We start from the raw sequence: 26,502 nt of genomic DNA, 5'->3' as shown, positions 1-26,502 counted from the left end.
GGAATGAAGATGAAACTGAAAAAAATCGCGTTGTACGCCGCCCTGCTGTCCAGCGTGACAGGCAGTGCCACGGCGCAGGCCAGAGAGCTGACGGTGATGATCTCCGGCGGGTTTAAAGCGGCGTGGGATACCCTGTCGCCCCGCTTTGCCAGGCAGGAAGGGATCACTATCAATACGGTGGCCGGGCCGTCGATGGGCAGGACGCCACAGGCGATCCCGGCGCGACTGGCGCGCGGTGAACCGGCCGATGTGGTGATCATGGTCGGCGATGCGCTGGGCGAGCTGCAAAAGCAGGGAAAGACGCTGCCAGGCTCACGGGTTGAACTCGCCGACTCCCGCATCGGTGCCGTCATTAAAAAGGGCGCGACGCCGGTGAAGATCGGCACGGAAAGCGAGCTGCGCACGACCCTGCTGAACGCGCAGTCTATCGCCTATTCCGACAGCGCCAGCGGCAGGTATGTCAGCAGCCAGCTGTTTACGCGGCTGGGAATTGAGGATCAGGTCAAGGCGAAGGCGGTGAAGGTGGAGCGTATTCCGGTAGCCTCGGAGGTCGCCGCCGGGAAATATGCCATCGGCTTCCAGCAGGTGAGCGAGCTGCTGCCGGTCCAGGGCGTCACCTTTATTGGTGAATTGCCGGACAAGGTGCAGTACACCACCCGTTTCGCCGGTGCCGTGGTGCGCCAGTCCGCCCAGCCGGACGAGGCAGCGAAGCTGTTACACTGGCTCGCCTCACCCGACGCACAGCAGGCGGTTCATGACAGCGGCCTGCACAGCGTGAAAGCGGCCGCCCCGGTTAAAGCCGCTGATACTGTTCAATAATCAGGTTTTCCAGCTCGCTGGCGATATGGGACAGCGTCCGGCCATTTTTACGCAACAGACCCACGGTGCGTTTCACCTGGGGGTCGGTTAGCGGCACGGCCATCAGCAGGGCGTGATCGTATTCCGGCATCGACATGGCGGGGACAGCAGCAATGCCCAGCCCCGCCTCAACCATCCCCAGCATGGTCGTGACGTGCCGGGTTTCACAGACACAGGGCTTCTCTGGCATGATCGCCTGCAACGCCTGATCCAGCAGGTTGCGGTTGCCGGAGGTTTTATCCAGCCCGATCCACTCAGACTGATAGAACTCCCGCCAGCTCAGACTCTTTTTATTTGCGATCGGATGATCGCGGCGACAGGCAGCCACATAGGGGTCATCCATCAGCGGCTGAAAGTGAACATCCGGCTGCGAGCGGCCGGAAAAACTGATGCCGAAGTCAGCCTGCCCGCCGATCACCGCGTCGTAGACATTGGCTGCGCTGCTGTCGATCAGTTTGACCCGCACTCTGGGATAGCGCGTCTGAAACAGCCGGATGATGCTGGGCATGAAGTAGTAGGCGGCGGACGGCACGCAGGCTACGGTGATCAGGCCCGTACGGGCTAAACTCACCTCACTGAGATCGGCCATCACCTCTTCAAAATCGGCCAGCAGCTTGTCCGACCGCTGCGCAAACGCATGCCCTTTCAGCGTCAGCGTGACGCGACGGGTCGTTCGTTCAAACAGTTTGATGCCCAGCGCGGTTTCCAGCTTATCTATCCGGCGGCTCAGGGCCGACTGGGAAAGGCAGATCGACTCCGCCGCCAGGCGAAAATTGCCAAACTCCACCAGCGCGCGAAACGCGTAGAGGTCGTTGAGATCGAAATTAACCGGCATACCCCTTCTGTCCTTAGTCTGTCAGCCCGGTTTCTGCCCTGTCACTGCGATGCCATGACGCGCCGGAATTAAGCAATAACGTTAAGGATATCATTGATTTCAGCTCAGCTCATGGCCGCCTGTCACAGATCAGTGCGGCGACGAAACCTCATGCAGAAATCGCTCAGGATAATCGGGTGTGATGGCGTGCTGGCTGCTGTAGCGGCCGAACAGTTTATAGCGGTTCAGGGCAATGCGGTCATAGGCAAAATTGCTGATGGCATCCGGAAAGTGCCGCAGCACCGCCAGAGCACGCCAGGGTGCCGGCAGATGCTGCATAACACGAAACACCGCCTGCGCCCGCAGCCAGTGCTGATTATCGGCAATATAGACAATGGTGCTGACGTTTTCTTCCGGCAGTCCGGCCCAGCGCAGCAGCGCCTTGCCCTGCTCGCTCTGCACCGAGGCAAAACGAACCTGCCGCGCCAGATGGTGGCGCAGCAGGAACTGAACCCAGCCATTGCAGAGCTTACAGACGCCGTCATAAAGCACGACGCTTTCACCGGTTTGCAGACAGGGGGGTGACGACATCCTGCAACGCCTCACTTTTCAGATGATGAGCTGAAGTGTAGCGGGTTCTGCTGAGTTGCTGCTGTAACCACTGGAAAACGGCCGCATGATCCTGCGCGCAGGCGTTGACCTCACAGAGCGGCCCCAGCGCCATGGGCCGCGCCCGTTGCGCCAGCTGGTGCAGCTCCGGCAGATACTCCGCCCCCGGATGACCGGGCTGCCGCTGCGAGAGCCGCGCCTGATAGCGCGCCACCGCCACGTCTGGATCGATCTTCAGCCACAGCTCCAGCACCTCGCCGACACCCGCCTGTTTCAGTCCCTGCTCCAGCAGCGCACGCGGCTGGAAGCCAAACCAGGCGTCGATGAGCCAGACAGGCGTAGCCGGTGACTGCCCGACAATGTTCCAGATCGCCTGATAGGCAGCGCAGCCCAGCTGCCGGTTACGCTGGCGGTCCACCGGCGCAAAGCAGGCCATAAAGGGCTCCTTCAGGCTGTCGAGCGTCAGCACAGGCCAGCCAAAGTGGTGCGACAGCGCGTGCGTCAGGGTGCTTTTGCCAGACGCCGGAATGCCGTTCACCAGCACCACACGTTTAGGGGGAGTTTTCAGCGTCATAGGATGTCGATGACCTCCGCAACGCTCGCGGCCTGACGGAGTCTGACCAGCGTCTGCTCATCCTCCAGCAGCGACACAATCGCCCGGATCCCCTCTTCGATATGGGCATTACTGTCGCGGGCGCCAAACATGATCACAATGTCCGCCTTGTCGCTGCCCTCAAACGAGATCGGCTCATTCAGCAGGATCATGCTGAAACAGTCGCGGATGACCCCGGCTTCCGGTCGCGCATGGGGGATCGCGATCCCCTCTTCAAAAACATAATAGGCGCCATGCGTCAGCGTATTGGCGATCACGGCGTCAGGATAGGAGGCCGACAGATATCCCCCTCTCACCAGCGGGGCCGCGGCCAGCGCGATAACCTGACGCCAGTCCGTGGCGTCAATCCCGATCTGGATGGCATTGGCCTCTTGCAATAACTGCTTAATCGTCATCACCACTCCTTAAACCGACTGGCGAACCACGTTGCGCAGTTCATCGATTTTCACAAACAGCCCATCAATTTCATTGCGGTAGCGGCGGCTTCTGGCAAATAAACTCAATGCCCGGTTATATTCCAGCATCAACGCCTTCTGCGTTTCGCCGTGCCGTGGATTCCTCGCCAGCTGCTCTTCCAGTTGCGTGATTTTCTCGCGACTGATCTCTGCCAGATGATCCTGCTGCTGCTCGTCAGCGGTGTCCGGTGCCGCTGACTTTTTTAAAAATCCGAACATAGGCTCTCCTGTCCCCGGCTCTGTCGGGGTCACTCAGCGTAAAGGGATGATAAAAATAGCCGGACTCAGGCGGCTCTGCGCTTACCGGAATAACTGCATCTTCTCGACCAGCACATCGGTGACGGCATCGTTGGCGGGAACCAGGAAATTCCGCACGCTGTCATTGACCTTGCCTTTCTCAAAGGTCGATTTGCAGCGCGCCACCCACTGAACGTTCATCTCGGTGCCGACGTTCACCTTCTCGATCCCGCTGCTGACGGCCAGCCGCATATCTTCGTCACTGACCCCGGTGCCGCCGTGCAGCACCAGCGGGGTGTGGGTTGCTGCGGTGATATCCGCCAGCCGCTGGTGCTGAATGTGGGCTTTACCGGTATAAAGCCCATGCACGGTGCCGATAGAGATCGCCAGCATATCGACGCCGGTCTCTTCGACGAAGCGGCGCGCATCGTCCACCGGCGTAAAAGCGATAGCGTCCATTTCCACGCACAGACCATCTTCCGAGCCACCAATCGCCCCCAGTTCGGCTTCCACCGAGACATTGTGCGGGCGCGCCATATTGATCACCCGGCGGGTATTGGCAATATTCTCCTCAATCGGCAGATGTGACCCGTCATACATCACGGAGCTGAATCCGGCATCGATTGCCGTCTGAATCGCCGCTAAATCGGAACAGTGGTCGAGATGCAGACAGGCTGGCACATTCATACTTTCCGACAGCGATTTAATGGCATCCACCAGCAGCTTATGGCCGAGATATTTCGCGGTGCCGGTGGAGATCTGGATCATTAACGGGCTGTTGGTTTTCTCTGCTGCTTTAAAATAGGCGGGCAGCATCTCAAGACAGTGAAGGTTAAACGAACCGACGGCTTTGAAGTCACGCTGTTTAGCCAGCTTCAACAGCTCGGCGAAATTATAAAGTTTCATGGATTTTTTCCTCCTGAGGGTGGGTGGATTTACCGTTAACGAACCAGGCGATGGCGGTGACAAAGGCGATAAACAGCGCCACGAACAGCCAGTTATTCTGGAAGGCGTGGCCGAGCACCAGACCGGTACTGATAACGTCGGAGTCACTGAAGGTCACACCGGTGAAGCCGTAGCTCTCCAGCATTGGCACCAGAATGGCGGGCAGAATGGTGATAAAGAGGCCGTGTACAAAGCCGCCGATCATCGCGCCGCGACGGCCGCCCATGGCATTGCCGAAGACGCCAGCGGTGCCACCGGCAAAGAAGTTAGTCAGCAGTCCAGGCAGGATCATCGCCAGGCCGAACATCGGGAAAACCAGCATGCCGACGATGGAGCCGAGCGTGGTGGCGAGAAAGCCCACAATCACCGCGTTTGGCGCATAGGGAAACATCACCGGGCAATCCAGCGCCGGTTTTGCGTCCGGCACCACACGCATTGCGATGCCGCGGAAAGCGGGAACCAGTTCGTTCAGCAGCAGACGCACCCCGCTGTAGAGCACGAATACCCCGGCCACAAACTGAATCGACTGCATAAAGGCGTACATCAGGTAGTTCATGCCGTTGCTGTACTGTGCAATGAACGCCGGACCGGCCGCCACGGCGGGGATCAGGTACATCGGCACCATCACCAGCGCCATCGACAGATAGGTATCCTGCAGGAACTTAAAGTTATCGGGCAGCTTCAGATCTTCAGTGGAGCGCGATCCTTTGCCGACGACTTTTGCCACCGCCGCCGTGACCAGATAGCCGATGGTGCAGAAGTGCCCCAGCGCCACATCGTCCGAGTCGGTGATACGGCGCACTACCGGCTGCGCCAGCGCAGGCATGACAACGGCCATGATCCCACCGAAGAGCCCGCCGGTCAGGATCAGCGGCAGACCTGTAAGTCCGGCTTTGTAGCCGATGACGGCTCCAATCGTCGCCATCCAGAGCAGCGCCTGCCCGGTGAGGAAGATGTACTTAAAGGGTGTCAGCCGCGCGATAACGATATTCACGATGAAAATCACCAGCAGCGTCAGCGCCACCTCCGATCCCAGCTCACGGTTGGCCAGCCCGGCGATGGCGGCAACATCGGTGATGTAGCCGCGCATACCAAAGCCGTGAGTAAATATCGTATTCAGGAAGGTCAGCGTACCAACGATAATATTGATACCCGCCATCATAATTAAGAAGCCGAGCAGGGTTTTAAAGGTGCCTTCCATCACCTTGCCGGCCGATTTTTTTTGCAGCAGCAGCCCGATCAACGCAATAAAGGCGATCAGAATGGAGGCCTGCCCCAGCAGATCTTTTACCAGGAAGTCGATTACACTATTCATGAGCCGCGACCTTGAGATTATGTTCTTTTAAAAACGCCAGTATCTTCTGCTCAATTTCCGCTTTATCGGTGAGCCGGTTAAGAATAATGACCCGTTTAATCTGTTCCGGACTGGCGTCGGCATTTAATACATCGGCAAAGGCTTTCTGTGTCAGAATCATGTCTGATTTAAACGCATTTGCTTCTGAAATAGTGGTGTGATCGATATCCGCCTCGATTTCCAGCTTTTTTAATACGGCCTTCGCGCTCATTTCAATCGCGAAACTGGAACCTAATCCACAACCACAGACACATAATATTTTCAGCATGGTCTTTTTCCTCACAATATATTGAGTTGTTTAGCGAGTTTGTATTGGTGCCCGTCAATATCGACCAGGCGTTTCTGCATGCTTTTTAAATCAATCGGAATGGGTTTATTGCTGCCATTAATTATGACCGCTTTATTCCGCATTCCTGACTGAATACATCGCACCACTTCACTGGCCATAATGGTGCCCTGATAGATCTCTTCGCAGGTGGGGTCGCCATTACGCAGTCCGTAGCCCAGGATCGTTTTGCGGATGCGCACGCCAGTCAGTGGCTCCAGCTGTTTGATCAGGGTGTCAATTGCGCCCTGGAAACCGGGCGAATATTCCAGGGTGTAACCTTCCGAACAGAGGATAATGACGCTGTTCTGCTGCGCCAGCCGCTGTGTGATACGCTGCGCCAGCTGAGGCACGGGGATCTGACACTCCGGGATCAGCGCAATATCGGCGTTCGATTTAATGGCAGACTGCAGCGTTAACTCCCCGCAATAACCGCCGAGTAATTCCAGCATAAAGACCCGGCCCGGTAAGGCGCGTCCGGTATTACGGAGTTTCGCGACCTCTTTTAAAACCTGTTCGCAGGCGGTGGAGAAACCCAGGGTGTAATCACTGCCAAAAACATCGTTGTCGATGGTCATGCCGACGCCAAAACAATTTACGCCCCACTCCGACAGCGTATGCAGAAATTGCAGCGAGCCGTCGCCACCCGCCATCACTAATACATCGATCCGGGCGCTTTTTAACTGGCGCGCAATAGCGTCATATTCGCTGCGTACCAGTTTTTTCTGGGTGCGGCCTGACTGCATCACAGGAATTGAGGCGATGGAAAAATCGAGCAGATCGCGTTCGCTGATATCACGGTGGTTATTTGCCAGCAGCCCGGGAATGCCGCCGTCAAATATCACCATCTCTGCCTGCGCCAGATGCCCTAACCGGAAAACAAAATTATTTATACCGGTTACATCGCCGCCGCTGATCACCATTCCAATTCGCATTTTCCCGCTCCTCACTGGCCTCATCTGCTGAAGGTCATTCTTCCGGGAAGCGGGTCGGCTATTTGCAGGTGAGATCACAGTTACGTGCGGTATTTTCCGGGCAGGCGGGTTGACAGCGGCAATACCAGGCCGTTATTTGTGAGCGGAATCACATAACCCGATCGGACAGAGAGGTTTTCAAAATGATGTAAATCAGGGAGTTAACGCAAAGCGCCTGCGCAGTAATGCGGGCCGTGGCGAGCCGATAAACGGGAGAGGATGTGATGTTGCAAAATTGTGATTTTCGCCTCATTTTTCCCGGTTCGGCGGCCGGACAGGGTGTAAAAAAAGCGGAACGTAAGGTGACTGGGGGTTGCGGGGTCGTGTGAGGATGAGGATTTAAAACCGGGGCACCATGGTTAACCGCAGCGCCCCGACAGATTACTTCGCGTAGGCTTCGGTAGAGAGCGTCAGCGTCACGTCGTCGCTGACCGCAGGCACATATTTGTCCAGCTTGAAGTCTGAACGCTTGATGGTGCCGGTGGCGTCAAAACCAATCGCCTGCTTCTTCACCATCGGATGCTCGCCCTGCTTGTTCAGCGTAGCGTGCAGGGTAACCGGCTTCGTGATCCCTTTCAGGGTCAGGTTACCTTCAACGTCAAACTTGTTGTCACCCTTCGCCACCACTTTGGTGCTGTGGAAGGTCGCGGTCGGGTATTTCGCGGTGTCGAAATACTTAGCACCTTTAAACTCTTTGGTCAGCGCCGCAACGTGGCTGTCGATTTTGCTGACCGGCAGGGTCACATCAACGCGTGAGGCTTCCGGATGATCTTTGTCAAACACCAGCGTACCGGTTGCATCCGGGATATCCGCAGTAGGATTTGAGAAGCCAAAATGGTTCCAGGCCACCACTACCGACGTATGCTCGGGGTTCAGCTGATAGTGCATCGCCTCAGCCTGGGACAACGGGGCATAGAGCGCGGCAACGGCTGACAGGGGCAGTGCAATACGTTTAACGTTCTTCACAATAAATTCCTTATGCGGACAAAAGTTAACTGAGTGTGGTTCACTCTGGCACGAATAGACAGTGAAGAGATTTGTCGTTAATTTTCAAATAAATTCAGCAACTCTGCCCCGCCGCTACGCGACCGGGCCGCCGGTGAAGAGAACGCGCCAGCGACGGCGGTCCTGAATCAGCGTGCGATGCAGCTGCTGCAGATCCGCCTGGCTCAGCGCCTCAATCTGCGCCGCGTCCGGCTCCGCCAGACCGTTTTCATGCCGCAGCCGCGCCAGCGGCTGATCCGCCTGCTCGCTCAGCAGCCGCGTTTTGATCGCATCCAGATCTGCATCCGCCAGGGTTTCCGTCAGGGAACGCAGAAACGTGCGGCAGTAGCGCAGCAGCGACAGCGGGCTGTAATCGGGCGACTGCAGCGCAAACATCACGCCATCCTGATCGGCACAGCGAAGATAACGGCTGCTGACCACGTAACCCACAGGCTGCTCAACCCGATAACGCTGGAAAAAACGCGGCTCGTAAATCAGCGCCAGCGCACGCAGCGCCGTCAGCTGCTCCGCCCGGTGCAGCGGGATAAACAGCAGCAGCGCATTGTCTGTGCTGCTGTGCGGCAGATGGGTCATGCCGGTGCGGGAGGTCATGCGCGTCGGGGGCGAGGCGGGATTGACGGGCAGCGACAGCGCGCTCAGTCGCCGGGCAATCCGCGAGTGCAGCGCCGCGCCGCCGCCTTTCAGCGCCGCCCGCCAGCATGGCGGGTTCATGTTCGCCGCTAACTGGCCGGGCAACTGCCGCAGCAGCGCACGGATGGCGATCGTTTCGGGTGCAGGAGGCTGACCGTGCGCGGCGGGCTGTGTCATTACCGTGACGATCTGGCTCAGTACCCGGTCAGCGGCCTCTTCATCCGGCGGCAGCTGAAGCGTCAGTTGCCAGACGCCCTCCACCTCCTGCCAGCTGCCGTGCCCGCCCTGATGACGCAGCATGGCAAACAGTGGACGCAGCCGCCGCGCCAGATCGTCACCCGCCTCGGGGGAAAATGTTGACCAGAACTCGGGCCGCAGGATCAGGGTCGCCGCTGCCTCATCAGGCTGATGATGAGGCAGCGCCACCGCCTGCTCAGGCAGCCGTCCGGTGGCAACGGCGCCGTCGAGCGGATAGAAAAAGAACGCTGCCGAAGGCAGCGTTTCAGGCGCTGAAGGCTGCCAGGGGCTGAGCGCCAGGCTGAAGCCCTGGGTGAGCTGACTGCCTTCCACTGCCTCTGGCGTGCAGCGCAGCAGCGTGCCCGGCGCGGTGGTGAGTCTCTCCGCCAGCGACAGCAGTGCAGGCGGGTTTTCGTCCGGCGCAAAGCCGAGCGCGCGCTGGCGCAGCTGCTCCACAGGTGACAGTGTCACGAACTGACTCTGCGCCAGCTGATGATAGTGCTGATGCTGCTGTTGGTTCGTCTGGCTAAGCGCCGCCAGATAGCGGTCGATCAGGCCATTGACCGCTTCCGGGTGAGCGGTGTCGATGCCCAGCGCCAGCCAGATCGCGCTGTCTGCCTGATAGAGAATTTTCAGCTCCAGCGTCTCCGCCAGCTCCTGTTTACGCAGGGTAGCCAGCAGCGAACCAGGCGCCTCATCCAGCAGAAACGCGCGCCACAACGTGACACCGTCACTGTTTTCCAAAAGCCAGCTGCGCCACAGCGCGGCCGGTGTGCCACCAAGCTGCCAGTGGGTTCCTTCTGACAGTTGCGGCACGGGGATGTCGCGCCGGGATGAGCCAGGCGGCAGCGCCGCGACAAACTCACGCGCCAGCGCCTCCAGTGCATCCAGCGGCTGAGGGCCCTGCAGCCAGAGACGCATATTCCCGGCGACATAGTAACGCTGATGGAACTGACGCAGCGCCCGCTGGAGCGCGGGCAGCTCATCGCCAAAGTGGACGCGGCTGCCAACATGGAACTGCCGGAACGCCGGGGGAGAGTCGGCAGCATGAAGCAGCGCGGCCTCGATACGGGATGGTTGATGCTGCTGCAGCAGCTGATACTCCGCCTCGATCACCGCCACTTCCTGGCCGATCGCCCGGTTATCAAGCAGTGGATGGGCGATCATATCCTGCAGACGAGCCAGCCCGTCCGCCAGCTGCGACGGTGCGACCTCAAAAAAGAAGGCGCTGTGGCGCGCCAGGGTAGTGGCGTTAACCCGCCCGCCCTGCGCCTGGATCCACGGCATCAGCCGCCCCTCATCAGGCCAGCCGGTGCTGCCGGTAAACAGCAGATGCTCCAGCAGATGCGCCAGGCCCGGCCAGCGCGTCGGCTCGTCGTGACTGCCTGCGCCCACGTGAATCAGCGCCGCGGCCTGGCGGGCATCGGCCTGCTGAACCAGCTCAACGTTCAGCCCCTCGATCACCAGACCGCGCGTCTTCATCAGAGATTCCGGGTTTTATAAATCAGCTGTGAGTTGGTGCGGTTACGGAACTGCAGCTGACCAATTTTAATGTCGCTGCAATCCGCTTCGCGGCGGGCTTCCAGGATTTTACCGTGATGCGGCGATTTGCTGCAGACCGGATCGGTGTTGTCGGCATCCCCCGTCAGCAGGAACGCCTGACAGCGGCAGCCGCCAAAATCCTTCTCTTTCTCGTCACAGGAGCGGCACGGCTCCGGCATCCAGTCAAAACCACGATAGCGATTAAAACCAAAGGAGTTGTACCAGATATCCTCCAGGCTCTGAGTCAGCACCGAAGGAAACTCGACGGGCAACTGACGCGCACTGTGGCACGGCAGCGCAGTGCCCTCCGGCGTGACGCTGAGAAAAATCGATCCCCAGCCGCCCATGCAGGGTTTTGGCCGCTCTTCATAGTAGTCAGGCGTCACGAACAGCAGATTCGTCAGGTTGCCGCTGCCGCTCATCTGCTCACGATAGCGGCCGACCACCGCTTCTGCGCGGGCGATCTGCTCACGCGTTGGCAGCAGCCCTTCGCGGTTGAGCTGCGCCCAGCCGTAGAACTGACAGGTCGCCAGCTCCACATCATCCGCTTCCAGCTCGATGCAGAGATCAATGATTTTGTCGATCTGATCGATGTTGTGGCGATGCAGCACGAAGTTAAGCACCATCGGATAGCCGTGCGCCTTGACCGCTTTCGCCATCTCCAGCTTCTGCTGAAACGCTTTTTTCGATCCAGCCAGAGCCGCATTCAGGGTTTCATCGCTCGCCTGGAAACTGATCTGAATATGATCCAGACCCGCTTCACTGAACGCCTCCAGCTTGTTCGCGGTCAGGCCGATACCGGAGGTGATCAGGTTAGTGTAGAAGCCAAGGTCGCGTGCCGCTTTAATCAGTTCGGGCAGATCTTTGCGGGTCAGCGGCTCGCCGCCGGAAAAACCGAGCTGCACGCTGCCCATCGCGCGCGCCTGACGGAAGACCTCAATCCACTGCTCCGTGGTCAGCTCCTTCTCCTGCTGCGCGAAGTCGAGCGGATTGGAGCAGTAAGGGCACTGCAGCGGACAGCGATAGGTCAGCTCGGCCAGCAGCCAGAGCGGCGGATTCACGCCAGATTTATGCGGGGTCACGGAACTGTATCCACTTCTGTTCATAAGCTGACTGCAGGAATTCGGTGACATCCGGCCCGACGCCGCCCGCTTCCGGGAAGCGGCTGTCCAGCGTGGCGATAATCGCGGCAACGTCCTGCTTACCATCCACCAGTTCAAGAATGGCGGCGGCGGTTTCATTCAGTTTTGCCATCCCTTCGGGATAGAGCACCACATGCGTATCCTGCGCGGCTTCCCACTGCAGGCGATAGCCGCGACGGAACGCGACAATAGAGTTTTCGTTCATCTGTTATACCAGTCGGGTGGTGTGCCACGCCGCCTTGTCGGTGACGGTGTGATAAGGCGGACGCTTCAGCTCGTAGGCCATCGTCATCGCGTCCAGCATGCTCCATAGAATATCGAGCTTAAACTGCAGAATTTCCAGCATACGATTCTGCGTCTCCGCCGTGGTAAAGGTTTCCAGCGCCAGCGCCAGTCCATGTTCCACGTCGCGGTTCGCCTGACCTAAGCGGCTGCGGAAGTAGAAATAGCCCTCTTCTTTGATCCACGGATAGTGCTGCGGCCAGCTGTCGAGCCGCGACTGGTGGATCTGCGGCGCGAAGAGTTCCGTCAGCGAGCTGCAGGCCGCCTCATGCCAGCTGGCGCGGCGGGCAAAGTTAAGGTAAGCATCCACCGCAAAGCGCACGCCCGGCAGCACATGCTGCTCTGACAGTAACGCTTCGCGGGTGAGACCCACCGCCTCGCCCAGCCGCAGCCAGGCCTCAATGCCGCCCTCTTCGCCGTTGCTGCCGTCGTGGTCGAGGATGCGCTGCACCCATTTACGCCGGGTGGCCGGATCGGGGCAGTTGGCCATGATCGCGGCATCTTTCAGCGGAATGGTGGTCTGGTAGTAAAAGCGGTTCGCCACCCAGCCCTGGATCTGTTCGCGCGTGGCCTGACCGGTATGCATCGCGATGTGATAGGGATGATGAATATGGTAGTAAGCGCCTTTGTCGCGCAGCGCCTGTTCAAAAGCCTGCGGGGAGAGCGTTTGCGTGATCTGCATGATTTAGCCCTGAAGGTGAATCGCCATTCCGTCCCAGCTCACCTCTATTCCCTGCGCCGTCAGGAACTGACGCTGCGGTGACTGCTCGTTGAGGATCGGATTGGTGTTGTTAATGTGGATCAGAATCTTACGTTTTGCCGGCAGCGACGCCAGCAGCGCCATCAGTCCCTGCTCTTCCGCCAGCGCCAGGTGGCCCATCGCCTTTCCGGTGTTGTGACCCACACCGGTGGTCAGCAGCTCATTATCCTGCCAGACGGTGCCATCAATCAGCAGGCAGTCCGCTTTCTGCAGCCACGGCAGGATCACTTCATCAGGCTCGCCCAGACCCGGCGCATAGAGCAGCGTCTGGCCATTCGCCTGGTTTTCGATAAACAGCGCCACGTTGTGGCCTGGCAGCGGCCGGTCGCGATAGGGCGAGTAAGGCGGCGCATTGCTGATGATGGGGATCGCGGTGAAACGCAGATTGCTACACACATCCACGCTGAACGGCGTCAGTGGCGCGACAGGCCGGTGCTGCAGACCACCGTTCCAGTGAGAGAGCATCGGGAAAATCGGGAAGCCGCTGCTGAGGTCGGCATGCACTTCCGGTGTACACCACACCTGATGCGGGCAGCCTTCGCGCAGGCTCAGCAGTCCGGTGGTATGGTCGATCTGACTGTCGGTCAGGATAATCCCGCCGATCGCCGTGCCGCGCAGCACGCCCTGGCGTGTCAGCTCTGGCGTATGCAGGATCTGCTGGCTGATATCGGGCGAGGCGTTGCACAACACCCAGTCCGTGCCGTTATCGCTGAGGATGATTGACGACTGTGTGCGCGGGCGGGCCTGAATCGTGCCGTTACGCACACCGAGGCAGTTGGCGCAGTTGCAGTTCCACTGCGGGAACCCGCCACCCGCGGCTGAACCGAGGATTTTGATAAACATAGAGGAAAACCAGAAGTTGAAAAAAAATGCCCGCTCAGAGGGCGGGCAGAACGATTAACGGTTGGAGATGTAGAGAGTCACTTCCAGACCGAGACGCATATCAACGAAAGTTGGTTTTTTCCACATGAGTTATTTCCTCTTTATTAACAGTATAGTAGCTGCCTGAAATCAGCGTCAGCGGCGGTAAATGAGACCGCCATCACAAATTCCAGGCAGATGGTGCGCCAATGGCGCGTCAGGATCAAGCCCGGAACGTAAGGAAATTGTTATCACAGCCCGGTCAGATGTAAAACCCGCTGCCAGTTTCCCCATGCCAGTTTCTCTGTCAGTCTCTGATCATAGCCCGCTTCCCGGAAAGCGGCGAGCAATCGCGGCATTCCGCTGATATCGCCCAGCGCAGCCGGAGGGGTAATGCCGTCAAAATCGGAGCCAAAGGCGACATGGTCACTGCCCATTATCCTCAACAGGTGATCACAATGCTTAACAATTTCTGTTAATGGCGTGTCAGCGTCACGTCGGCCGTCGGCGCGCAGAAACGCATTGCCAAAATTGATGCCGACCAGACCGCCGCTGTCGCGGATCGTCCGCAGCTGGTCGTCGGTCAGGTTGCGTGGCTGCGGACAGCACGCGTGCGCGTTAGAGTGGCTGGCGACCAGCGGCCCGCTGAAGAGCCGGGCCGTGTCGTGGAACGCCTGGAGGTTCATGTGCGACACATCGATCATCATCTTCAGGCGAGCCGCCTGCTGAATCAGCTTTTCACCGGCAGCGGTCAGGCCCGGGCCGGTATCAGGTGAGCCGGGAAAGGGTCCGCTGACGCCCTGACCAAAGCGGTTAGGCAGATTCCAGAAGGGCCCGATACTGCGCACGCCCGCCTGCCAGAAGGCGTACAGCTGTTCGCCCTCCTCATCCAGCGCATCCGCGCCTTCGATATGCGCCACCATCGCCAGCACGCCAGCGGCGCGGCAGGCGGCGATCTCATCCACGCTGCGGCAGAGGCGCGCCCGGCCGCCCGACTCATCGGCCAGCTGCTGCAGGATCTGCAACTGCTGCCACATGATCGTCAGCGGTTCGTAGGGTTCACTGGCGCGGTCCGGCACGGTCTGCGCAATATAGGTCTGGGGCGGCACAAAAATCGCAAACAGCCCGCCGCCCAGTCCGCCCTGCCGGATGCGGGGAAAGTCGAGATGCCCCCGTTCGATCCCCTGATAAAACGCCTGTGCGGGCGCATCGCGATGATGCAGCCAGAGGTTGAGCAGCAGATCGTTGTGACCGTCAAAAATCAGCATAAAAGTCCACCCGGATAAACAGCCGACCATGCTAACCCTGCCCGGCGGATTCATCAAACGTCGCCGCACGCCGCGTGTTGTTCTGTATGCTTCTGTGCGCATTGAGGTCGCCCGATACTGGATCTGCGAATAATTCTGGTGATGTTTAAACCCGCACGAGAGAGAGTTGTCCTGCACGGCTCTATTCATAAAGCAGGTATTGAGATGAAGGAATTAAAGTCCGAAGGTAATTTATTTCCGGACCTGAAACTGATCTCAGTCCGTACCATAGAACTTTATATTTGCCTTTGCGTAACGATGTAAAATTATTTATCTTTGTTTCAGGTTCTGGCTTATCAGAATCCATCCTTTTGGCACTAAAACTGATGGAGCACGGAAGCATGTCGCGTAACTTAGCCCCAGGATATTGTATAGTGCAAACAGCGGGTAGTCTGGAATATCAGGCAAGAGAACTCTTCAGGGATGTCCGTTCCCCAGCCGCCAGTCTCTTTATGAAACTCAATGCGGACACTCCTTATCTGAAACCCGGGCAAATTCTGATTGTTGCTGACACGGAGACCCCAGCCCCTCTGACAATAAAGAGACTGACGACACTCCGACAGGCAAAAAAACAAGACCAATGCGGCTTTTACAGGCATCAACAGCGATGACGCCGGTTTAATGCAAAACATTATGGAACTATTGCTGCGTTAACGGGTGCAGGGGACAAGATTTTCAGCACTGCAGGTGATGCCGGTGAAAAGTATTTTAATGCTATTGAGCAGACACTAAAAAAATTGAAATCAGCTATCAGAATCAATTTCGTACCCAGGGTACGTTAATCGGCCAGCAGTTCTTTGTGGAGCGCAATGAGTTGTTGCATCAGTTAAAAGAATTAGTTAATAAGCCGCTATTAAAATCCCTCAGTCGGAATATCGTCAAATTTCAGAATTATGAGAACATGAAACGGGCGTTAAACCTCTCGAGCCGTTCGATTGTTCATGAGTGGTCCACTGCGGGGATAAGCGGTATTCCGGGCTATTCCTATTATGTCGGTAATGCGGCCAGGGCGGCTCGATTCCTGAAGGCTGGAGGATATATCGGTATTGGATTTGCTTTTGCCGGAACAAGTAACGATGTCGTTAATGCCTGTTTAAAAGGACGTGAAAATGAGTGTGGTAAAATTGCGGTAAGAGACTACACAAAGTTTGCTGTTGGTACGGGTAGTGCGATGTTTATCGGAGCATGGGGCGGTTCTGCCGGGCTATTGGGCTGTGCAGCAATAGGCATAGCCACCGCAGGTGCAGGAGGCGTAGCGTGTGCAGCTGTAGGCTCCATGGCCGGCGGTTATATTGGTAGTACAGCCGGCGAAAAAACGGTGGATTATTTACTGGGGTTTACAGGTGACTGAATTTTACATTTCAAGAATGGGTTTAATCTTTGCCCTTTCAGGTAGTGCAATAATTTTGATTTCTTTCTTTTTTTATGCTTATCACAAAAAAGAATATGAAAAACTAATTTCACTGTTTCTGGAGCGATATCAATTCCCCCCGCCCTATTCTTTTTATCACATGGTTGGTTTTTTTGGTGTCTACCAGGTATGCAGATTTTTTATTAATTTAAACAAAAAAAAGCAAATTCGCTTTTTTAGCTATCCTAATCCTGCTTATTCTTTTTTCAGTGATAACAACCTGACAGTAAGCAACTGGATGATAATTTTCTCACGTTTGTGGATGTCCGCTGGCCTTTGCTACCTTATAACGGCATTAACTGTTTTAATTTTGAGCATTATACGGTGAAATCTGAAAGGCTCGCGATCCCATAATAAGCCCACAAAGTGGGCGTATTACTTGAACGATACTCACAATCTCCAGCCCCCGATCTGACATCCAGGTGCTGGCCTGAGCACCTCCCCGGCCATATGAGCTTTCGTAAAAATACCTGTTAAACGCGTGACAGGAGCGAAAACTTTACGATAATGCCAGGGTTCGCTGGCAGCGTGCGGATAATCGTGCGCCAGCGGCACCAGCGGACGCGACTGAAACGCAATGGGTTGCTGGCTCATTGCGCCCCAAGGTAGCGGTAGATCACCGCCAGATCCTCTTCACCGTGTCCGGCCTCCACCGCCTGCTCCCAGAGCCGGGCAATGTTGTCCAGCGCCGGCAGCGGGGTCTCTGCCGCATCCAGCGCCAGCCGCGCATCCTTCAGCGCCCAGACCAGATGCATCTGCGGCGTGTAGTCGTCGCTGGCAATCATGCCGAGCTTCATTTTCGCATAAGGCGCCGCCAGCGGTCCGCCCTCCAGCACCTGCCAGAGATCGTCGGTGGAGAAGCCAAACTGATCCGCCAGCCGGGTACTCTCAGCCAGACTCTGCATCAGGCCAATCAGCCAGCTGTTGATCACCAGCTTCATCCGGGTGCTTTTACCCGCTTCGCCCAGCCACTTCGTGCCTTTACTGATGGCGGCGAACACCGTTTCTGCCGCCTGCGCCCGGCTCTGATCACCGCTGGCCAGCACCAGGATCTGCGCGTTCTCCGCAGGCGCTTTGGTGCCGGAAACCGGGGCGTCGATGAGCAGCAGGTCCGGGCGCTGTTCGGCGAAAAAGGCGATCAGCGCGTCGGTTTTTTCAACCCCTATGGTACCCATCTGGCACAGGGTTGCCCCCTGTTTAAAGGCCGCTTTCGCCTGATGCAGCACCTGCTCTGTGGTGTCGCCGTCGGCAAGCATGGCGATCACCACATCCGCATCACGCACCGCCTCTTCCGGCGAATCAGCCAGCGTTAAACCAGCCTCCAGCAGATCCTCGCCGCGTGCGCGGGTGCGGTTCCAGCCGTTAACGCGAAAGCCTTTTTTCAGCAGGTTGGCAGCAAATGCGTGCCCCATTGCGCCTAATCCCAGAACCGCGACTTCAGGTTGTTTCATGCTGACTCCCGTAAGTTGTCTCTCTGCATCCGGGCAAATCGGACGCGTGATTACTGCAAACGATGGATTCCAGCCTGGCGGTAAACGGTAAAAAAATCCAGCCCGAAACGGTATACCCCGGCGCATCAAACCCTTACCATACGCGGCGATTGTTCCGGCTGGTTCATTACCGCTCTCTTTTTCAGGCCATTCATAATGAAAATAATTTCTCTGCGACGGGCAACGCTGCTGATGCTGCCCGCACTCTTACCGCTGTCGCTGCAGGCGGCGGATGACAACAATACCCTGGTCGTCACGGCTGCCCCGCCGGAAAACGGGCTTAACGAACTCGACACCCCGGCGGCCCTGAGCGTGGTCAGCGGCGAGGATATGCGTCAGGCTGCACCACGCGTCAACCTGTCGGAAAACCTCAGCGGTGTGCCGGGCCTGCAGATACAGAACCGGCAGAACTATGCGCAGGATCTGCAACTGTCGATGCGCGGCTTTGGCTCGCGTTCAACCTATGGCGTGCGCGGTTTACGCATCTACGTTGATGGCATCCCGGCCACCATGCCGGATGGTCAGGCGCAGACCTCCAATATCGACATCGGCTCAATCGATCACGTTGAAGTCCTGCGCGGCCCCTTCTCTGCGCTCTATGGCAACGCCTCAGGCGGCGTCATCAACGTGACGACTCAGCAGGGTCAGCAGCCCCCCACACTCGAATACAGCAGCTGGTACGGCAGCTATGGCAGCTGGCGCAACAGCATCAAAGCCAGCGGCGCGACGGGCGATGGCAGCCACGCCGGCGATGTGAACTACACTGTGTCGGCTTCACGCTTTACCACGCACGGCTATCGGGACCACAGCGCGGCGCAGAAGAACCTCGGCAATGCCCGGCTCGGCGTGCGGATCGATGATGTCAGCACCCTGACGCTACTGTTTAACAGCGTTCACATCGACGCGCAGGATCCGGGCGGATTAACCGAGGCGCAGTGGCGGGACAACCCGCGCCAGGTGGTCAGTAACGTTTCGCTCTACAACACCCGCAAGACGGTGGATCAAACCCAGGGCGGCCTGCGTTATCAGCGCCAGATGAGCGAGAACGACGACCTCAGCGTGATGCTCTACGCGGGGATGCGGGAAACCACGCAGTTCCAGTCGATTCCCGCCGCGGTTCAGCGCAATCCTGCGCATCCCGGAGGCGTGATCGCCCTGACCCGTCACTATCAGGGTGTCGACAGCCGCTGGACCCATCGCGATACGCTGCTGTCGATTCCGGTGGCACTGACCGCAGGGCTCGATTACGAAACCATGAGCGAACGGCGTAAAGGCTATGAAAACTTTACCGTCAGCAACGGAGTGACGCAGTTGGGCGAACAGGGCAACCTGCGCCGCAACGAGCGCAACCTGATGTGGACGCTGGACCCCTATCTCCAGACCGGCTGGCAGCTGACGGACAAACTATCGCTGGATGCCGGCGTGCGTTTCAGTACCGTGAACTTTGACTCCAATGACTTCTATATCCGGCCCGGAAACGGCGACGACAGCGGCGAGGCGCGCTACCACAAGTGGCTGCCCGCTGCGGCGCTAAAGTACGCCTTTGATCCCAGCTGGAATGCGTGGATCTCCGCCGGACGCGGCTTTGAGACCCCGACCATCAACGAGCTCTCTTACCGCTCAGACAACGCCACAGGCCTGAATCTGGGTCTGAAACCCGCCACCAGCGACACGCTGGAAATGGGCAGCAAGAAACGTATCGGCAACGGGCTGATCAGTGCGGCGCTGTTCCAGACCGACACCCGCGATGAGATTGTGTCGGATGCCAGCAGCGGCGGACGGACGACCTATAAGAATGCCGGTCAGACCCGCCGTCGCGGCCTGGAGCTAAGCCTGGATCAGCAGTTTGCCTGGGACTGGCGACTGAAGATGGCCTACACCCTGCTGGATGCGCGTTATCGCAGCAACGCCTGCGGCAGCGAGAGCTGTGACGGCAACCGGATCCCGGGCATCGCCCGCAACATCGTTTACGCCGGACTGGGTTATCTGCCGGAAACGGGTTTTTACGCGGGCAGCGAGGTGCGTTATCTGAGCCAGATTGCCGCGGAAGATCAGAACCGGGTCAATACCCCCTCCTATACCGTTGCCGCACTGAACAGTGGTTACAAATGGCAGGTTGAGAACTGGACGCTGGATCTGTATGGACGGGTCGATAACCTGTTTGACCGGCACTATGCAGGTTCTGTGATTGTGAATGAAAGTAATAGTCGCTACTTCGAATCCGCGCCTGGCCGCAATTACAGCCTGGGTGCGACATTAGGTTACGCTTTCCGTTAATAAATGAGCGGGTTAATCTTAACCCGCCTCATTTAATTTCTGATAGTACCGCTCAGGCCCGATGACTATTTACTCTAAACATCATTCCCGGAATAGCCCCTGTTTTAACGTCGCAACGCATTCAATTAACTACCCCTTCAAATTCACTCTCTTTTTGGAATAAAAAGAGAGCAAGGCCGCGCTTAAATTCGCAGGCGCTGGCTTTTTTCCTGATAAATTATCGTCAATTTAAACCCCCGGTTCAGGCTTAACAAAACAAACCTGAACAGCATCAATACTGACGAAAAATATAAACAGGGAAGAATAAAAATGAAAAAACCAGCCTTAATAAAAAGATATCATTTAACGCCACTGGCTCTCGTTACAGGTTTAATTATCAGCGGGTCGACAATGGGAGAAAATATTGGCAGCCAGTATGGCACTGATATCAGGATGAATGACGGTGATACGCTGACGGGCGATGAACGCTATTCCGGCGGTTTGTATGGAATAATTAACCCCTATCCGGACACTGGCGTTATCGAACTGGGAAAAAATTCAGTAATAAATGTCACAGATGAAGAAAATTATGCGCGCGGCATCATGATCTGGGGAAGAAAAAGCGTGCTGAACGCAGATGGTCTCACCCTGAATGTGCTGGGTAATAAGGCGAGCGGTCTGGCTCTCACGGGCAGCAGCGTGACGGCTGATCTGGGCAGCGGGAGCCAAATCACTGTGACCGGGATTGAGTCTGAATATCCGGCAGCCTACGGAATCAGCCTGCGAGAGGGTTCTTCACTTCAGGCAAACGCGCTTTCGGTGACTACCCACGGAGGAAACGGAGCAGCCCTCTCGATTTCCAACCCCGGAACCCATGCTGATTTGGGCAGTAACAGCATCCTCTCTACCTACGGCGATCGCAGCGGTGGTATTAATATCGATTCATTAAACGGCACACCCTCTGACAATCCCACCTGGCTCAGGGCTAATAAACTGACGGTTACCACCCGGGGCGATTTCTCGTACGGCCTCGAACTTCAGGCGAAAACAGACGTCGACTTAGGTTCAGGGACGCAGATTACTACGTCTGGCGAGAGCTCAACCGGCATCTGGAGTTTTGGTAATCTCACCGCAGATAATCTGACGCTCACCACATCGGGAAAGGAGGCTATCGCTCTGGAAGTCCGGGGGGATGGCGTCACCAATATTGGCGCTGACAGCCACGTCAGTTCTGCACTTGCCGGAGGCGTTGTTGCCAGTGGCACTCATGCCGTCATTAACTTTAAGGGGACAGCGGATAAACGGAATACTATTTCGTCGGGTGGTTCATATGCCGCTTCAGCCCAGACTGTCTCTTCTTTTGTGAATCTGGATGAGACCGATATCTCCGCAAAAAATGTGGGACTCTGGTCCCTGCTCGGTGGCCACATTACGGGCAATAATCTTTCTATCAGCAGCCAATCAACCATAGGGGCTGTATTTGCACAGGCCGATGGCACCGTCGACCTGACCGGTAATCTGACGATTAAAATGCCTTCAGCCAGTTCGTTTGCTCTGACGACGAAATACAATCCGGGCTATGCACCCGGCCATATAAATGTTAACGCCCGAACAGAGATGACTGGCTCTGTTAATTCGAATGGCGGCCAGATTGACCTCTATTTACAGCCAGGTTCTCTCTGGGAAGGCGCGGCGTTTAGCGACAATATTAACGGGGGTTATTTAAATGCAACCCTGGATAACAGTGTCTGGTATGTCAGTGACAATTCAAATCTGGACGCTTTAACACTGAACAACAGCAACGTTGATTTTACGCGGGCGGCCTCTTCCCCGGGCTATACAACGTTGAGCGTGGCCGATTTGCAGGGTAGTGGTCATTTTAACATGCGCGTTAATCTGGTTGGTGAGGGTGCGGGAGTCAATAATAACGGCGACAAACTGATCGTGACGAAAAGTAGCGCCGGTGACTATACACTCTCCTTTCTGAATCAGGGTTCGCTGGCCACCACCGGTGATGAACAATTAACTGTTGTCGAGACAGCCGACGGTGTCGCGAATTTTTCTTCCGATTCTGATGTCGAGTTAGGCGGCTATCTTTATTCCGTGCGTAAATCGGGGACAGACTGGGTTCTCGCATCTTCCGGCTCAGCGCCTGAGCCTGCACCAGTGCCAGCCCCTGAGCCTGCACCAGAACCAGCGCCTCAGCCTGCGCCAGAGCCAGCCCCTGAGCCTGCACCAGAACCAGCGCCTCAGCCTGCGCCAGAGCCAGCCCCTGAGCCTGCACCAGAACCAGCGCCTCAGCCTGCGCCTGAAATAAATAAACCGGACAAAACCCTGACAACTACCGCCGACGCGGGGGGTAACTTCCTGCATATCGGCTATCTGCTGAATTATGTCGAAACACAGACACTGCTTCAGCGTCTGGGGGATATTCGCCAGAACAATGCCCACGGTAATGTCTGGTTGCGCGGCACAGGCGGGAAGCTGGACGCCTTCTCTGGCGGAAGACTCAGCGGTTTTGCCATGAGTTATAACGGGTTTCTGTTTGGGGTCGATAAAAACCTGAACGAAGATGAAAACCTGCGGGTCGGTGCGTTTATGGGCGTCACCCATGCTTCACCACACTATCGGGGTGGTGAGGGTACAACCCGATCTGAAAGCGTTGGGGGATATCTCACCTGGGCAACCGATGAGGGTTTCTACATCGATCAGGTTGTGAAAATCAATCGCCTGAGCAATCAGTTTAATGTCAAAGACAGCCAGCAGAATCGTGTTTCCGCCCAGGCAAAATCCACCGGTATCAGCGCGTCTGTCGAAGCCGGGAAACGCTTTACCTTCTCCCCGGATCGTCAGGGTTTCTATCTGGAACCTCAGGCACAGGTTACGGCAGGTCGTCAGAAAGGCGCCCAGACACGGGCAAACAATGGTCTGGTTATCGCTTACAAAGATACTCACTCCGTGATGGGACGCGTCAGTGTACTGGCTGGATTCAGCCAGCAGCACCAGGGGGTTAATTACAATCTGTATGCCAAAACCGGTATGGTGCGCGAGTTCTCCGGCAGCATGAACTACTCCCTGAATGGCTCCAAAGAGAAGAGTGATTTTGGCGGCAACGGATGGAACAACGGGTTAGGCATCAGTGCCAGCCTGCACAATACCCATAACTTTTATCTGGAGGCCGACCTGACAACCGGCCAGCGGTTCAATCAGCGTCAGATCAATGCCGGTTATCGTTTCAGCTTCTGAAACCGGTGACTGAAGTCAGCTCTGTCTGTCCTGCCATGATGAATGGCAGGACAGTTTTTTTGCAGCGCAGATCGCGCAGACGTTAAGCCGTTTGCAGGCGCGCCACAATCTCTTCACTGCTGCCGGTTTCACCCAGGCGCGGGAAGATCAGGCTGATGCTGTTGTGGTGGGTATCGGCGTTGAGATCGGTCATCGCATCGGTGGCAAGCGTGACGTTGTAACCTAATTCATAGGCCTGACGGGCAGTAGACTCTACGCCTATGCTGGTCGCAATTCCGCAAATCACTACCTGCGTGACGCCCCGCGCCTGCAGCTCATCATGCAACGACGTGCCGTGAAACGCACCCCAGGTTCTCTTCGTCACGGTCAGATCGGCCTGCTGAGGCGTCATTGCCGGAACCAGTGTAGCCCAGTCGGCTGGCAGTTCGCCGCTGTGGCCTCCCTGCTCAGTGCGACCTGGTGCCGCACCGGCCACGTTCACAAGCACCACCGGCAACTGATGCGCGCGGAAGGCCTCTGCCAGTGCGGCACAACGTTCGATTACCGGCTCGGGTGCATGCACCAGCGGCAGCGCCACGATGCCATGTTGCAGGTCGATAACAATCAGTGCAGTTTTTGCATCAAGTGTGGTTACAGCCATCTTGGATCCTCAGGGTTAATCGTCAGCGAGTCGTTGCAGCAGAGGGAGAATGTCGATCAGTTGCTGCTGTTCTGGCGGACTCAGCCGGGCCTCCAGCCTCCGCACCAGCCAGTCTTCACGCATCGCCCGGCTCGACGTAATGACCGCAAGGCTTGCAGGCGTAGGAAAATAACAGGTCTTGCGGCCATCATGGGGATCGGGCTCGCCTGTCACCAGGCCCGCCGCCAGTAAACCGGCTACGGTCGCGCCCATTGACTGGGTCCGCACGCCCTCAGCCGCCGCCAGTTGCGTCACTGTCATGGCTCCGTCGCGCACCAGATGGCCCAGCACCGCCACCTGTGACCAGGTCAGCTCACCGGGCGGTGCCGACTCGCGCAGGCGGCGCGCCAGCTTACCTGTCAGCATACGCAGCGTGGCAGCAGAATCCGTCAGATCGCTCATTGTCCCTCTCTGTTAATCAGCAAAAGTATAGAGATACGAAGGTAAACTGTGTAGTTTGCGCCCGTATCAATTTGTAACGTCGGGGCGGTAGGGATAGTGAATCAGGCTGTGAAAGCGCAGCGGCGTACTGAGCGGATTGCGGTAGCTGTGCGGCACATCGGCTCCGAAGCGGAACGCTTCACCTGCGAGCAGACGTCGCCAGACCTCCCCAACCGCCAGCAGCAGTTCGCCCTCAATGACCACCACCTGCTCCACGCAGCCCGCTTCATGGGGCGACGAGTGGCTCTGCGCACCCGCAGCCAACTCCACCGCCAGCAGTTCAAACCGGAGCTGTGGATCGTAGGGCAGCAAGGGCCGCACAGCCATCCCGGCGTCAGGCTGACTGAACCCTGGCGCAGTGCCAGAGGCCGTCACCCGGGAGTCGATAAAAAACGAAAAAGGAACGTTAAATCCGGTGGCGATCTTCCAGAGCGTGGCAATGGTAGGACTCGACTCACCGCGCTCAATCTGCCCCAGCATCGCCTTACTGACGCCGGTCCGCTCTGCCGTGAGCGTCAGACTCCAGCCGTTGGCCTGACGCAACTGCCTGAGCGCCTCGCTCAGGTGTTGCTGAAAATCCGCCATTCTGACTCCTGTTTGCCAGCGTTGTAAAAGAGAGGCTGGCAGTGTAACACTTGTGCGTTATAGCGCACCATGCCATCATGTGCGTTATAGCGTACAACCTGCTGAGAGGGCATGTATGAGAACGGATCAGGCCCCTTTTACCCTGCCGATGCTGGTTTCCGGCTTTGTTGCGGTGCTGGTCGGCTACAGCAGTAGCGGCGCAATTATCTACCAGATGTTTCAGGCGGCAGGGGCTACAGCCGCGCAGATCGGCGGCTGGCTGTCAGTGCTCGGACTCGCGCAGGGGATCGTCTCTCTGGGTCTGTCGCTGCGCTACCGCATGCCGGTGCTCGCCGCCTGGTCAACGCCCGGAGCCGCACTGCTGGCGACCAGTTTTCACGGCGTTACGCTGAATGAGGCGGTCGGGGTCTTTGTCTTCGCCAACCTGCTAATCGTCTTCTGCGGCGTAACCGGCCTCTTCGCCCGTCTGATGAACCATATCCCCGCCTCGCTGGCGGCGGCGATGCTGGCAGGTATCCTGCTGCGCTTCGGGCTGCAGACCTTTGCCGACCTACAGAGCAACTTCCTCTTATGCGGCAGCATGTGCCTGGCCTGGCTGCTGGCCCGCCGCTGGCTGGCCCGCTACGCCATCCTGGTGACGCTGCTGGCAGGCATTGTGGTCGCCCTGGCGCAACAGGCCATCCACTTTCCGCCGCACGCGGTCAGGCTGGCGCTGCCGGAGCCGATCATGCCGCACTTTACGCTCCCCCTGCTGCTGGGCACGGCTCTGCCCTATTTTCTGGTGACGATGGCGTCGCAGAATGCCCCCGGCATTGCGACCCTGCAGGCGCACGGCTATCGTCCGCCTGTCTCTGCCCTGATGACCCGGACCGGGCTCACTGCGCTGCTGCTGTCGCCGTTTGGCGGGTTTTCAGTCTGTGTCGCTGCGATCACCGCCGCCATCTGCATGAGCGAGGAAGTGGACCCCGACCCACAGAAACGCTGGCGGGCGGCAGCACTGGCCGGAGCATTTTATCTGCTGGCCGGGGCGTCAGGCGCGCTGATCGCCGTGCTGTTCAGCGCCCTGCCTGCGGTGCTGATCGAGGCACTCGCCGGTCTGGCTCTGCTGGCTACCCTGGGCGGCAGCCTGCAGCGGGCGCTGGAACAGCCAGCCGAGCGCGACAGCGCGCTGATCACCTTTCTGATCACCGCGTCGGGCGTGTCGCTGCTGGGCATCGGACCCGCTTTCTGGGGGCTGACGGGAGGCGCTCTCGCTCACCTGCTGCTGGTGCGCAAAACGGGCTGAAGATCGCATTGTGACTGAAATTTCGATTATTTTTACGCCAGCCCGTGAAAAAAACAGTGGATTTAGCCCCTTTTCTGCCGTTTGATTTGTCATTGCCCGGCGTAAAATCAATTTAATCGTCGATAACACGCGATTTTCTGCCTCAGACAACGACCGATA

25 protein-coding genes and 1 pseudogene are annotated in these 26,502 nt (G+C 57.5%); 5 read left to right on the top strand and 21 right to left on the bottom strand.

Annotated elements, in window-relative coordinates; genetic code table 11:
• The first annotated feature begins 9 nt into the window (after positions 1–9).
• On the top strand, positions 10–819 hold the full coding sequence (locus AB1748_RS10845; protein ID WP_111140351.1) for a substrate-binding domain-containing protein: 810 nt from the start codon (positions 10–12) through the stop codon (positions 817–819).
• Here AB1748_RS10845 and AB1748_RS10840 read toward each other — a convergent pair.
• The 17 genes from AB1748_RS10840 to AB1748_RS10760 form a co-directional block, all read right to left on the bottom strand.
• The gene (locus tag AB1748_RS10840) at positions 794–1,693 is read right to left on the bottom strand and encodes a LysR family transcriptional regulator (RefSeq protein ID WP_111140350.1); all 900 of its coding nucleotides are present in this window, start codon (positions 1,691–1,693) and stop codon (positions 794–796) included. The genes AB1748_RS10845 and AB1748_RS10840 overlap by 26 nt on opposite strands.
• A 129-nt stretch (positions 1,694–1,822) precedes the next feature.
• On the bottom strand, positions 1,823–2,263 hold the full coding sequence (locus AB1748_RS10835) for a thiol-disulfide oxidoreductase DCC family protein (protein WP_111140349.1): 441 nt from the start codon (positions 2,261–2,263) through the stop codon (positions 1,823–1,825).
• A complete protein-coding gene (locus tag AB1748_RS10830; RefSeq protein WP_111140348.1) occupies positions 2,232–2,855 on the bottom strand; it encodes a glucokinase in 624 nt (207 codons plus the stop codon). The genes AB1748_RS10835 and AB1748_RS10830 overlap by 32 nt, the downstream gene beginning before the upstream one ends.
• Positions 2,852–3,289: a PTS sugar transporter subunit IIA gene (locus AB1748_RS10825; RefSeq protein ID WP_111140347.1), complete on the bottom strand. Its 438-nt coding sequence runs from the start codon at positions 3,287–3,289 to the stop codon at positions 2,852–2,854. Before AB1748_RS10825 ends, AB1748_RS10830 begins: the two co-directional genes overlap by 4 nt.
• Positions 3,290–3,298: 9 nt before the next feature.
• Complete coding sequence (locus tag AB1748_RS10820) at positions 3,299–3,568, bottom strand: hypothetical protein (protein WP_111140346.1); 270 nt, start codon at positions 3,566–3,568, stop codon at positions 3,299–3,301.
• Positions 3,569–3,649: 81 nt separating this feature from the next.
• Complete coding sequence (locus AB1748_RS10815) at positions 3,650–4,492, bottom strand: ketose-bisphosphate aldolase (RefSeq protein WP_367395482.1); 843 nt, start codon at positions 4,490–4,492, stop codon at positions 3,650–3,652.
• Complete coding sequence (locus AB1748_RS10810; protein ID WP_140917227.1) at positions 4,479–5,846, bottom strand: PTS sugar transporter subunit IIC; 1,368 nt, start codon at positions 5,844–5,846, stop codon at positions 4,479–4,481. Before AB1748_RS10810 ends, AB1748_RS10815 begins: the two co-directional genes overlap by 14 nt.
• Entirely contained in the window at positions 5,839–6,153 is a 315-nt protein-coding gene (locus tag AB1748_RS10805; RefSeq protein ID WP_111140343.1) for a PTS sugar transporter subunit IIB, read from the bottom strand. Before AB1748_RS10805 ends, AB1748_RS10810 begins: the two co-directional genes overlap by 8 nt.
• 11 nt (positions 6,154–6,164) lie before the next feature.
• Positions 6,165–7,145, bottom strand: a complete 981-nt coding sequence (locus AB1748_RS10800) for a 6-phosphofructokinase (protein WP_367395481.1) — start codon at positions 7,143–7,145, stop codon at positions 6,165–6,167.
• 420 nt (positions 7,146–7,565) lie between these two features.
• A complete protein-coding gene (locus tag AB1748_RS10795; RefSeq protein WP_367395480.1) occupies positions 7,566–8,150 on the bottom strand; it encodes a YceI family protein in 585 nt (194 codons plus the stop codon).
• A 114-nt stretch (positions 8,151–8,264) separates the two neighbouring features.
• Complete coding sequence (pqqF, locus tag AB1748_RS10790; protein WP_367395479.1) at positions 8,265–10,538, bottom strand: pyrroloquinoline quinone biosynthesis protein PqqF; 2,274 nt, start codon at positions 10,536–10,538, stop codon at positions 8,265–8,267.
• On the bottom strand, positions 10,538–11,704 hold the full coding sequence (gene pqqE / locus AB1748_RS10785; protein ID WP_293769985.1) for a pyrroloquinoline quinone biosynthesis protein PqqE: 1,167 nt from the start codon (positions 11,702–11,704) through the stop codon (positions 10,538–10,540). The genes pqqF and pqqE overlap by 1 nt, the downstream gene beginning before the upstream one ends.
• Positions 11,667–11,945 (bottom strand): pyrroloquinoline quinone biosynthesis peptide chaperone PqqD, encoded by a 279-nt coding sequence (pqqD, locus tag AB1748_RS10780; protein ID WP_111140338.1) that lies wholly within the window; start codon positions 11,943–11,945, stop codon positions 11,667–11,669. Before pqqD ends, pqqE begins: the two co-directional genes overlap by 38 nt.
• A gap of 3 nt (positions 11,946–11,948) precedes the next feature.
• Positions 11,949–12,704: a pyrroloquinoline-quinone synthase PqqC gene (pqqC, locus tag AB1748_RS10775; protein WP_111140337.1), complete on the bottom strand. Its 756-nt coding sequence runs from the start codon at positions 12,702–12,704 to the stop codon at positions 11,949–11,951.
• A 3-nt stretch (positions 12,705–12,707) separates the two neighbouring features.
• Positions 12,708–13,625 carry a pyrroloquinoline quinone biosynthesis protein PqqB gene (gene pqqB, locus AB1748_RS10770; RefSeq protein WP_367395478.1) on the bottom strand — a complete coding sequence of 306 codons (918 nt, stop codon included), beginning with the start codon at positions 13,623–13,625 and terminating at the stop codon, positions 12,708–12,710.
• Positions 13,626–13,679: 54 nt separating this feature from the next.
• On the bottom strand, positions 13,680–13,751 hold the full coding sequence (pqqA, locus tag AB1748_RS10765; protein WP_010245082.1) for a pyrroloquinoline quinone precursor peptide PqqA: 72 nt from the start codon (positions 13,749–13,751) through the stop codon (positions 13,680–13,682).
• Positions 13,752–13,894: 143 nt separating this feature from the next.
• Positions 13,895–14,911, bottom strand: coding sequence for a dipeptidase (locus AB1748_RS10760; RefSeq protein ID WP_367395477.1), 1,017 nt, complete (start codon positions 14,909–14,911; stop codon positions 13,895–13,897).
• 380 nt (positions 14,912–15,291) lie between these two features.
• On the opposite strand from AB1748_RS10760, the pseudogene AB1748_RS10755 reads away from it, so the two are divergent.
• Positions 15,292–16,301, top strand: a pseudogene (locus AB1748_RS10755) (hypothetical protein).
• Positions 16,302–16,951: 650 nt separating this feature from the next.
• Here the strand turns inward: AB1748_RS10755 and AB1748_RS10750 are convergent.
• Positions 16,952–17,938, bottom strand: coding sequence for an NAD(P)-dependent oxidoreductase (locus AB1748_RS10750; RefSeq protein WP_255562732.1), 987 nt, complete (start codon positions 17,936–17,938; stop codon positions 16,952–16,954).
• 69 nt (positions 17,939–18,007) lie between these two features.
• Between AB1748_RS10750 and pqqU the strand changes: the two genes are divergently transcribed.
• Positions 18,008–20,128, top strand: a complete 2,121-nt coding sequence (gene pqqU, locus AB1748_RS10745; RefSeq protein ID WP_367395476.1) for a TonB-dependent receptor PqqU — start codon at positions 18,008–18,010, stop codon at positions 20,126–20,128.
• A 309-nt stretch (positions 20,129–20,437) separates the two neighbouring features.
• Positions 20,438–23,353 (top strand): autotransporter outer membrane beta-barrel domain-containing protein, encoded by a 2,916-nt coding sequence (locus AB1748_RS10740; protein WP_367395475.1) that lies wholly within the window; start codon positions 20,438–20,440, stop codon positions 23,351–23,353.
• Positions 23,354–23,435: 82 nt separating this feature from the next.
• On the opposite strand, the gene AB1748_RS10735 is transcribed toward AB1748_RS10740, so the two are convergent.
• The 3 genes from AB1748_RS10735 to AB1748_RS10725 form a co-directional block, all read right to left on the bottom strand.
• The gene (locus tag AB1748_RS10735) at positions 23,436–23,993 is read right to left on the bottom strand and encodes an isochorismatase family protein (protein WP_111142148.1); all 558 of its coding nucleotides are present in this window, start codon (positions 23,991–23,993) and stop codon (positions 23,436–23,438) included.
• Positions 23,994–24,008: 15 nt separating this feature from the next.
• Complete coding sequence (locus AB1748_RS10730; protein ID WP_293769970.1) at positions 24,009–24,434, bottom strand: MarR family winged helix-turn-helix transcriptional regulator; 426 nt, start codon at positions 24,432–24,434, stop codon at positions 24,009–24,011.
• 66 nt (positions 24,435–24,500) lie between these two features.
• Positions 24,501–25,058 carry a helix-turn-helix domain-containing protein gene (locus AB1748_RS10725; RefSeq protein WP_111142150.1) on the bottom strand — a complete coding sequence of 186 codons (558 nt, stop codon included), beginning with the start codon at positions 25,056–25,058 and terminating at the stop codon, positions 24,501–24,503.
• A gap of 115 nt (positions 25,059–25,173) precedes the next feature.
• On the opposite strand from AB1748_RS10725, the gene AB1748_RS10720 reads away from it, so the two are divergent.
• On the top strand, positions 25,174–26,343 hold the full coding sequence (locus AB1748_RS10720) for a benzoate/H(+) symporter BenE family transporter (protein WP_367395474.1): 1,170 nt from the start codon (positions 25,174–25,176) through the stop codon (positions 26,341–26,343).
• Positions 26,344–26,502 lie beyond the last annotated feature (159 nt).

Origin of the sequence: Pantoea sp. Ep11b (assembly GCF_040783975.1) — a bacterium.
Classification (GTDB): Bacteria; Pseudomonadota; Gammaproteobacteria; order Enterobacterales; family Enterobacteriaceae; genus Pantoea.
This window is presented reverse-complemented; position numbering and strand designations above follow the sequence as displayed.

Excerpts from the sequence above, each read along its gene's own strand:
- AB1748_RS10750 (WP_255562732.1), bottom strand. The coding sequence starts at position 17,938 with ATGCGCCGGGGTATACCGTTTCGGGCTGGATTTTTTTACCGTTTACCG.
- AB1748_RS10800 (WP_367395481.1), bottom strand. The coding sequence starts at position 7,145 with ATGCGAATTGGAATGGTGATCAGCGGCGGCGATGTAACCGGTATAAAT.
- pqqC (WP_111140337.1), bottom strand. The coding sequence starts at position 12,704 with ATGCAGATCACGCAAACGCTCTCCCCGCAGGCTTTTGAACAGGCGCTG.
- AB1748_RS10720 (WP_367395474.1), top strand. The coding sequence starts at position 25,174 with ATGAGAACGGATCAGGCCCCTTTTACCCTGCCGATGCTGGTTTCCGGC.
- AB1748_RS10805 (WP_111140343.1), bottom strand. The coding sequence starts at position 6,153 with ATGCTGAAAATATTATGTGTCTGTGGTTGTGGATTAGGTTCCAGTTTC.
- pqqU (WP_367395476.1), top strand. The coding sequence starts at position 18,008 with ATGAAAATAATTTCTCTGCGACGGGCAACGCTGCTGATGCTGCCCGCA.
- AB1748_RS10825 (WP_111140347.1), bottom strand. The coding sequence starts at position 3,289 with ATGACGATTAAGCAGTTATTGCAAGAGGCCAATGCCATCCAGATCGGG.
- AB1748_RS10845 (WP_111140351.1), top strand. The coding sequence starts at position 10 with ATGAAACTGAAAAAAATCGCGTTGTACGCCGCCCTGCTGTCCAGCGTG.
- AB1748_RS10760 (WP_367395477.1), bottom strand. The coding sequence starts at position 14,911 with ATGCTGATTTTTGACGGTCACAACGATCTGCTGCTCAACCTCTGGCTG.
- AB1748_RS10810 (WP_140917227.1), bottom strand. The coding sequence starts at position 5,846 with ATGAATAGTGTAATCGACTTCCTGGTAAAAGATCTGCTGGGGCAGGCC.
- pqqE (WP_293769985.1), bottom strand. The coding sequence starts at position 11,704 with ATGAACAGAAGTGGATACAGTTCCGTGACCCCGCATAAATCTGGCGTG.
- pqqF (WP_367395479.1), bottom strand. The coding sequence starts at position 10,538 with ATGAAGACGCGCGGTCTGGTGATCGAGGGGCTGAACGTTGAGCTGGTT.
- AB1748_RS10815 (WP_367395482.1), bottom strand. The coding sequence starts at position 4,492 with ATGAAACTTTATAATTTCGCCGAGCTGTTGAAGCTGGCTAAACAGCGT.
- AB1748_RS10820 (WP_111140346.1), bottom strand. The coding sequence starts at position 3,568 with ATGTTCGGATTTTTAAAAAAGTCAGCGGCACCGGACACCGCTGACGAG.
- AB1748_RS10735 (WP_111142148.1), bottom strand. The coding sequence starts at position 23,993 with ATGGCTGTAACCACACTTGATGCAAAAACTGCACTGATTGTTATCGAC.
- AB1748_RS10835 (WP_111140349.1), bottom strand. The coding sequence starts at position 2,263 with ATGTCGTCACCCCCCTGTCTGCAAACCGGTGAAAGCGTCGTGCTTTAT.
- AB1748_RS10740 (WP_367395475.1), top strand. The coding sequence starts at position 20,438 with ATGAAAAAACCAGCCTTAATAAAAAGATATCATTTAACGCCACTGGCT.
- AB1748_RS10830 (WP_111140348.1), bottom strand. The coding sequence starts at position 2,855 with ATGACGCTGAAAACTCCCCCTAAACGTGTGGTGCTGGTGAACGGCATT.
- AB1748_RS10725 (WP_111142150.1), bottom strand. The coding sequence starts at position 25,058 with ATGGCGGATTTTCAGCAACACCTGAGCGAGGCGCTCAGGCAGTTGCGT.
- AB1748_RS10840 (WP_111140350.1), bottom strand. The coding sequence starts at position 1,693 with ATGCCGGTTAATTTCGATCTCAACGACCTCTACGCGTTTCGCGCGCTG.
- pqqB (WP_367395478.1), bottom strand. The coding sequence starts at position 13,625 with ATGTTTATCAAAATCCTCGGTTCAGCCGCGGGTGGCGGGTTCCCGCAG.
- pqqD (WP_111140338.1), bottom strand. The coding sequence starts at position 11,945 with ATGAACGAAAACTCTATTGTCGCGTTCCGTCGCGGCTATCGCCTGCAG.
- AB1748_RS10730 (WP_293769970.1), bottom strand. The coding sequence starts at position 24,434 with ATGAGCGATCTGACGGATTCTGCTGCCACGCTGCGTATGCTGACAGGT.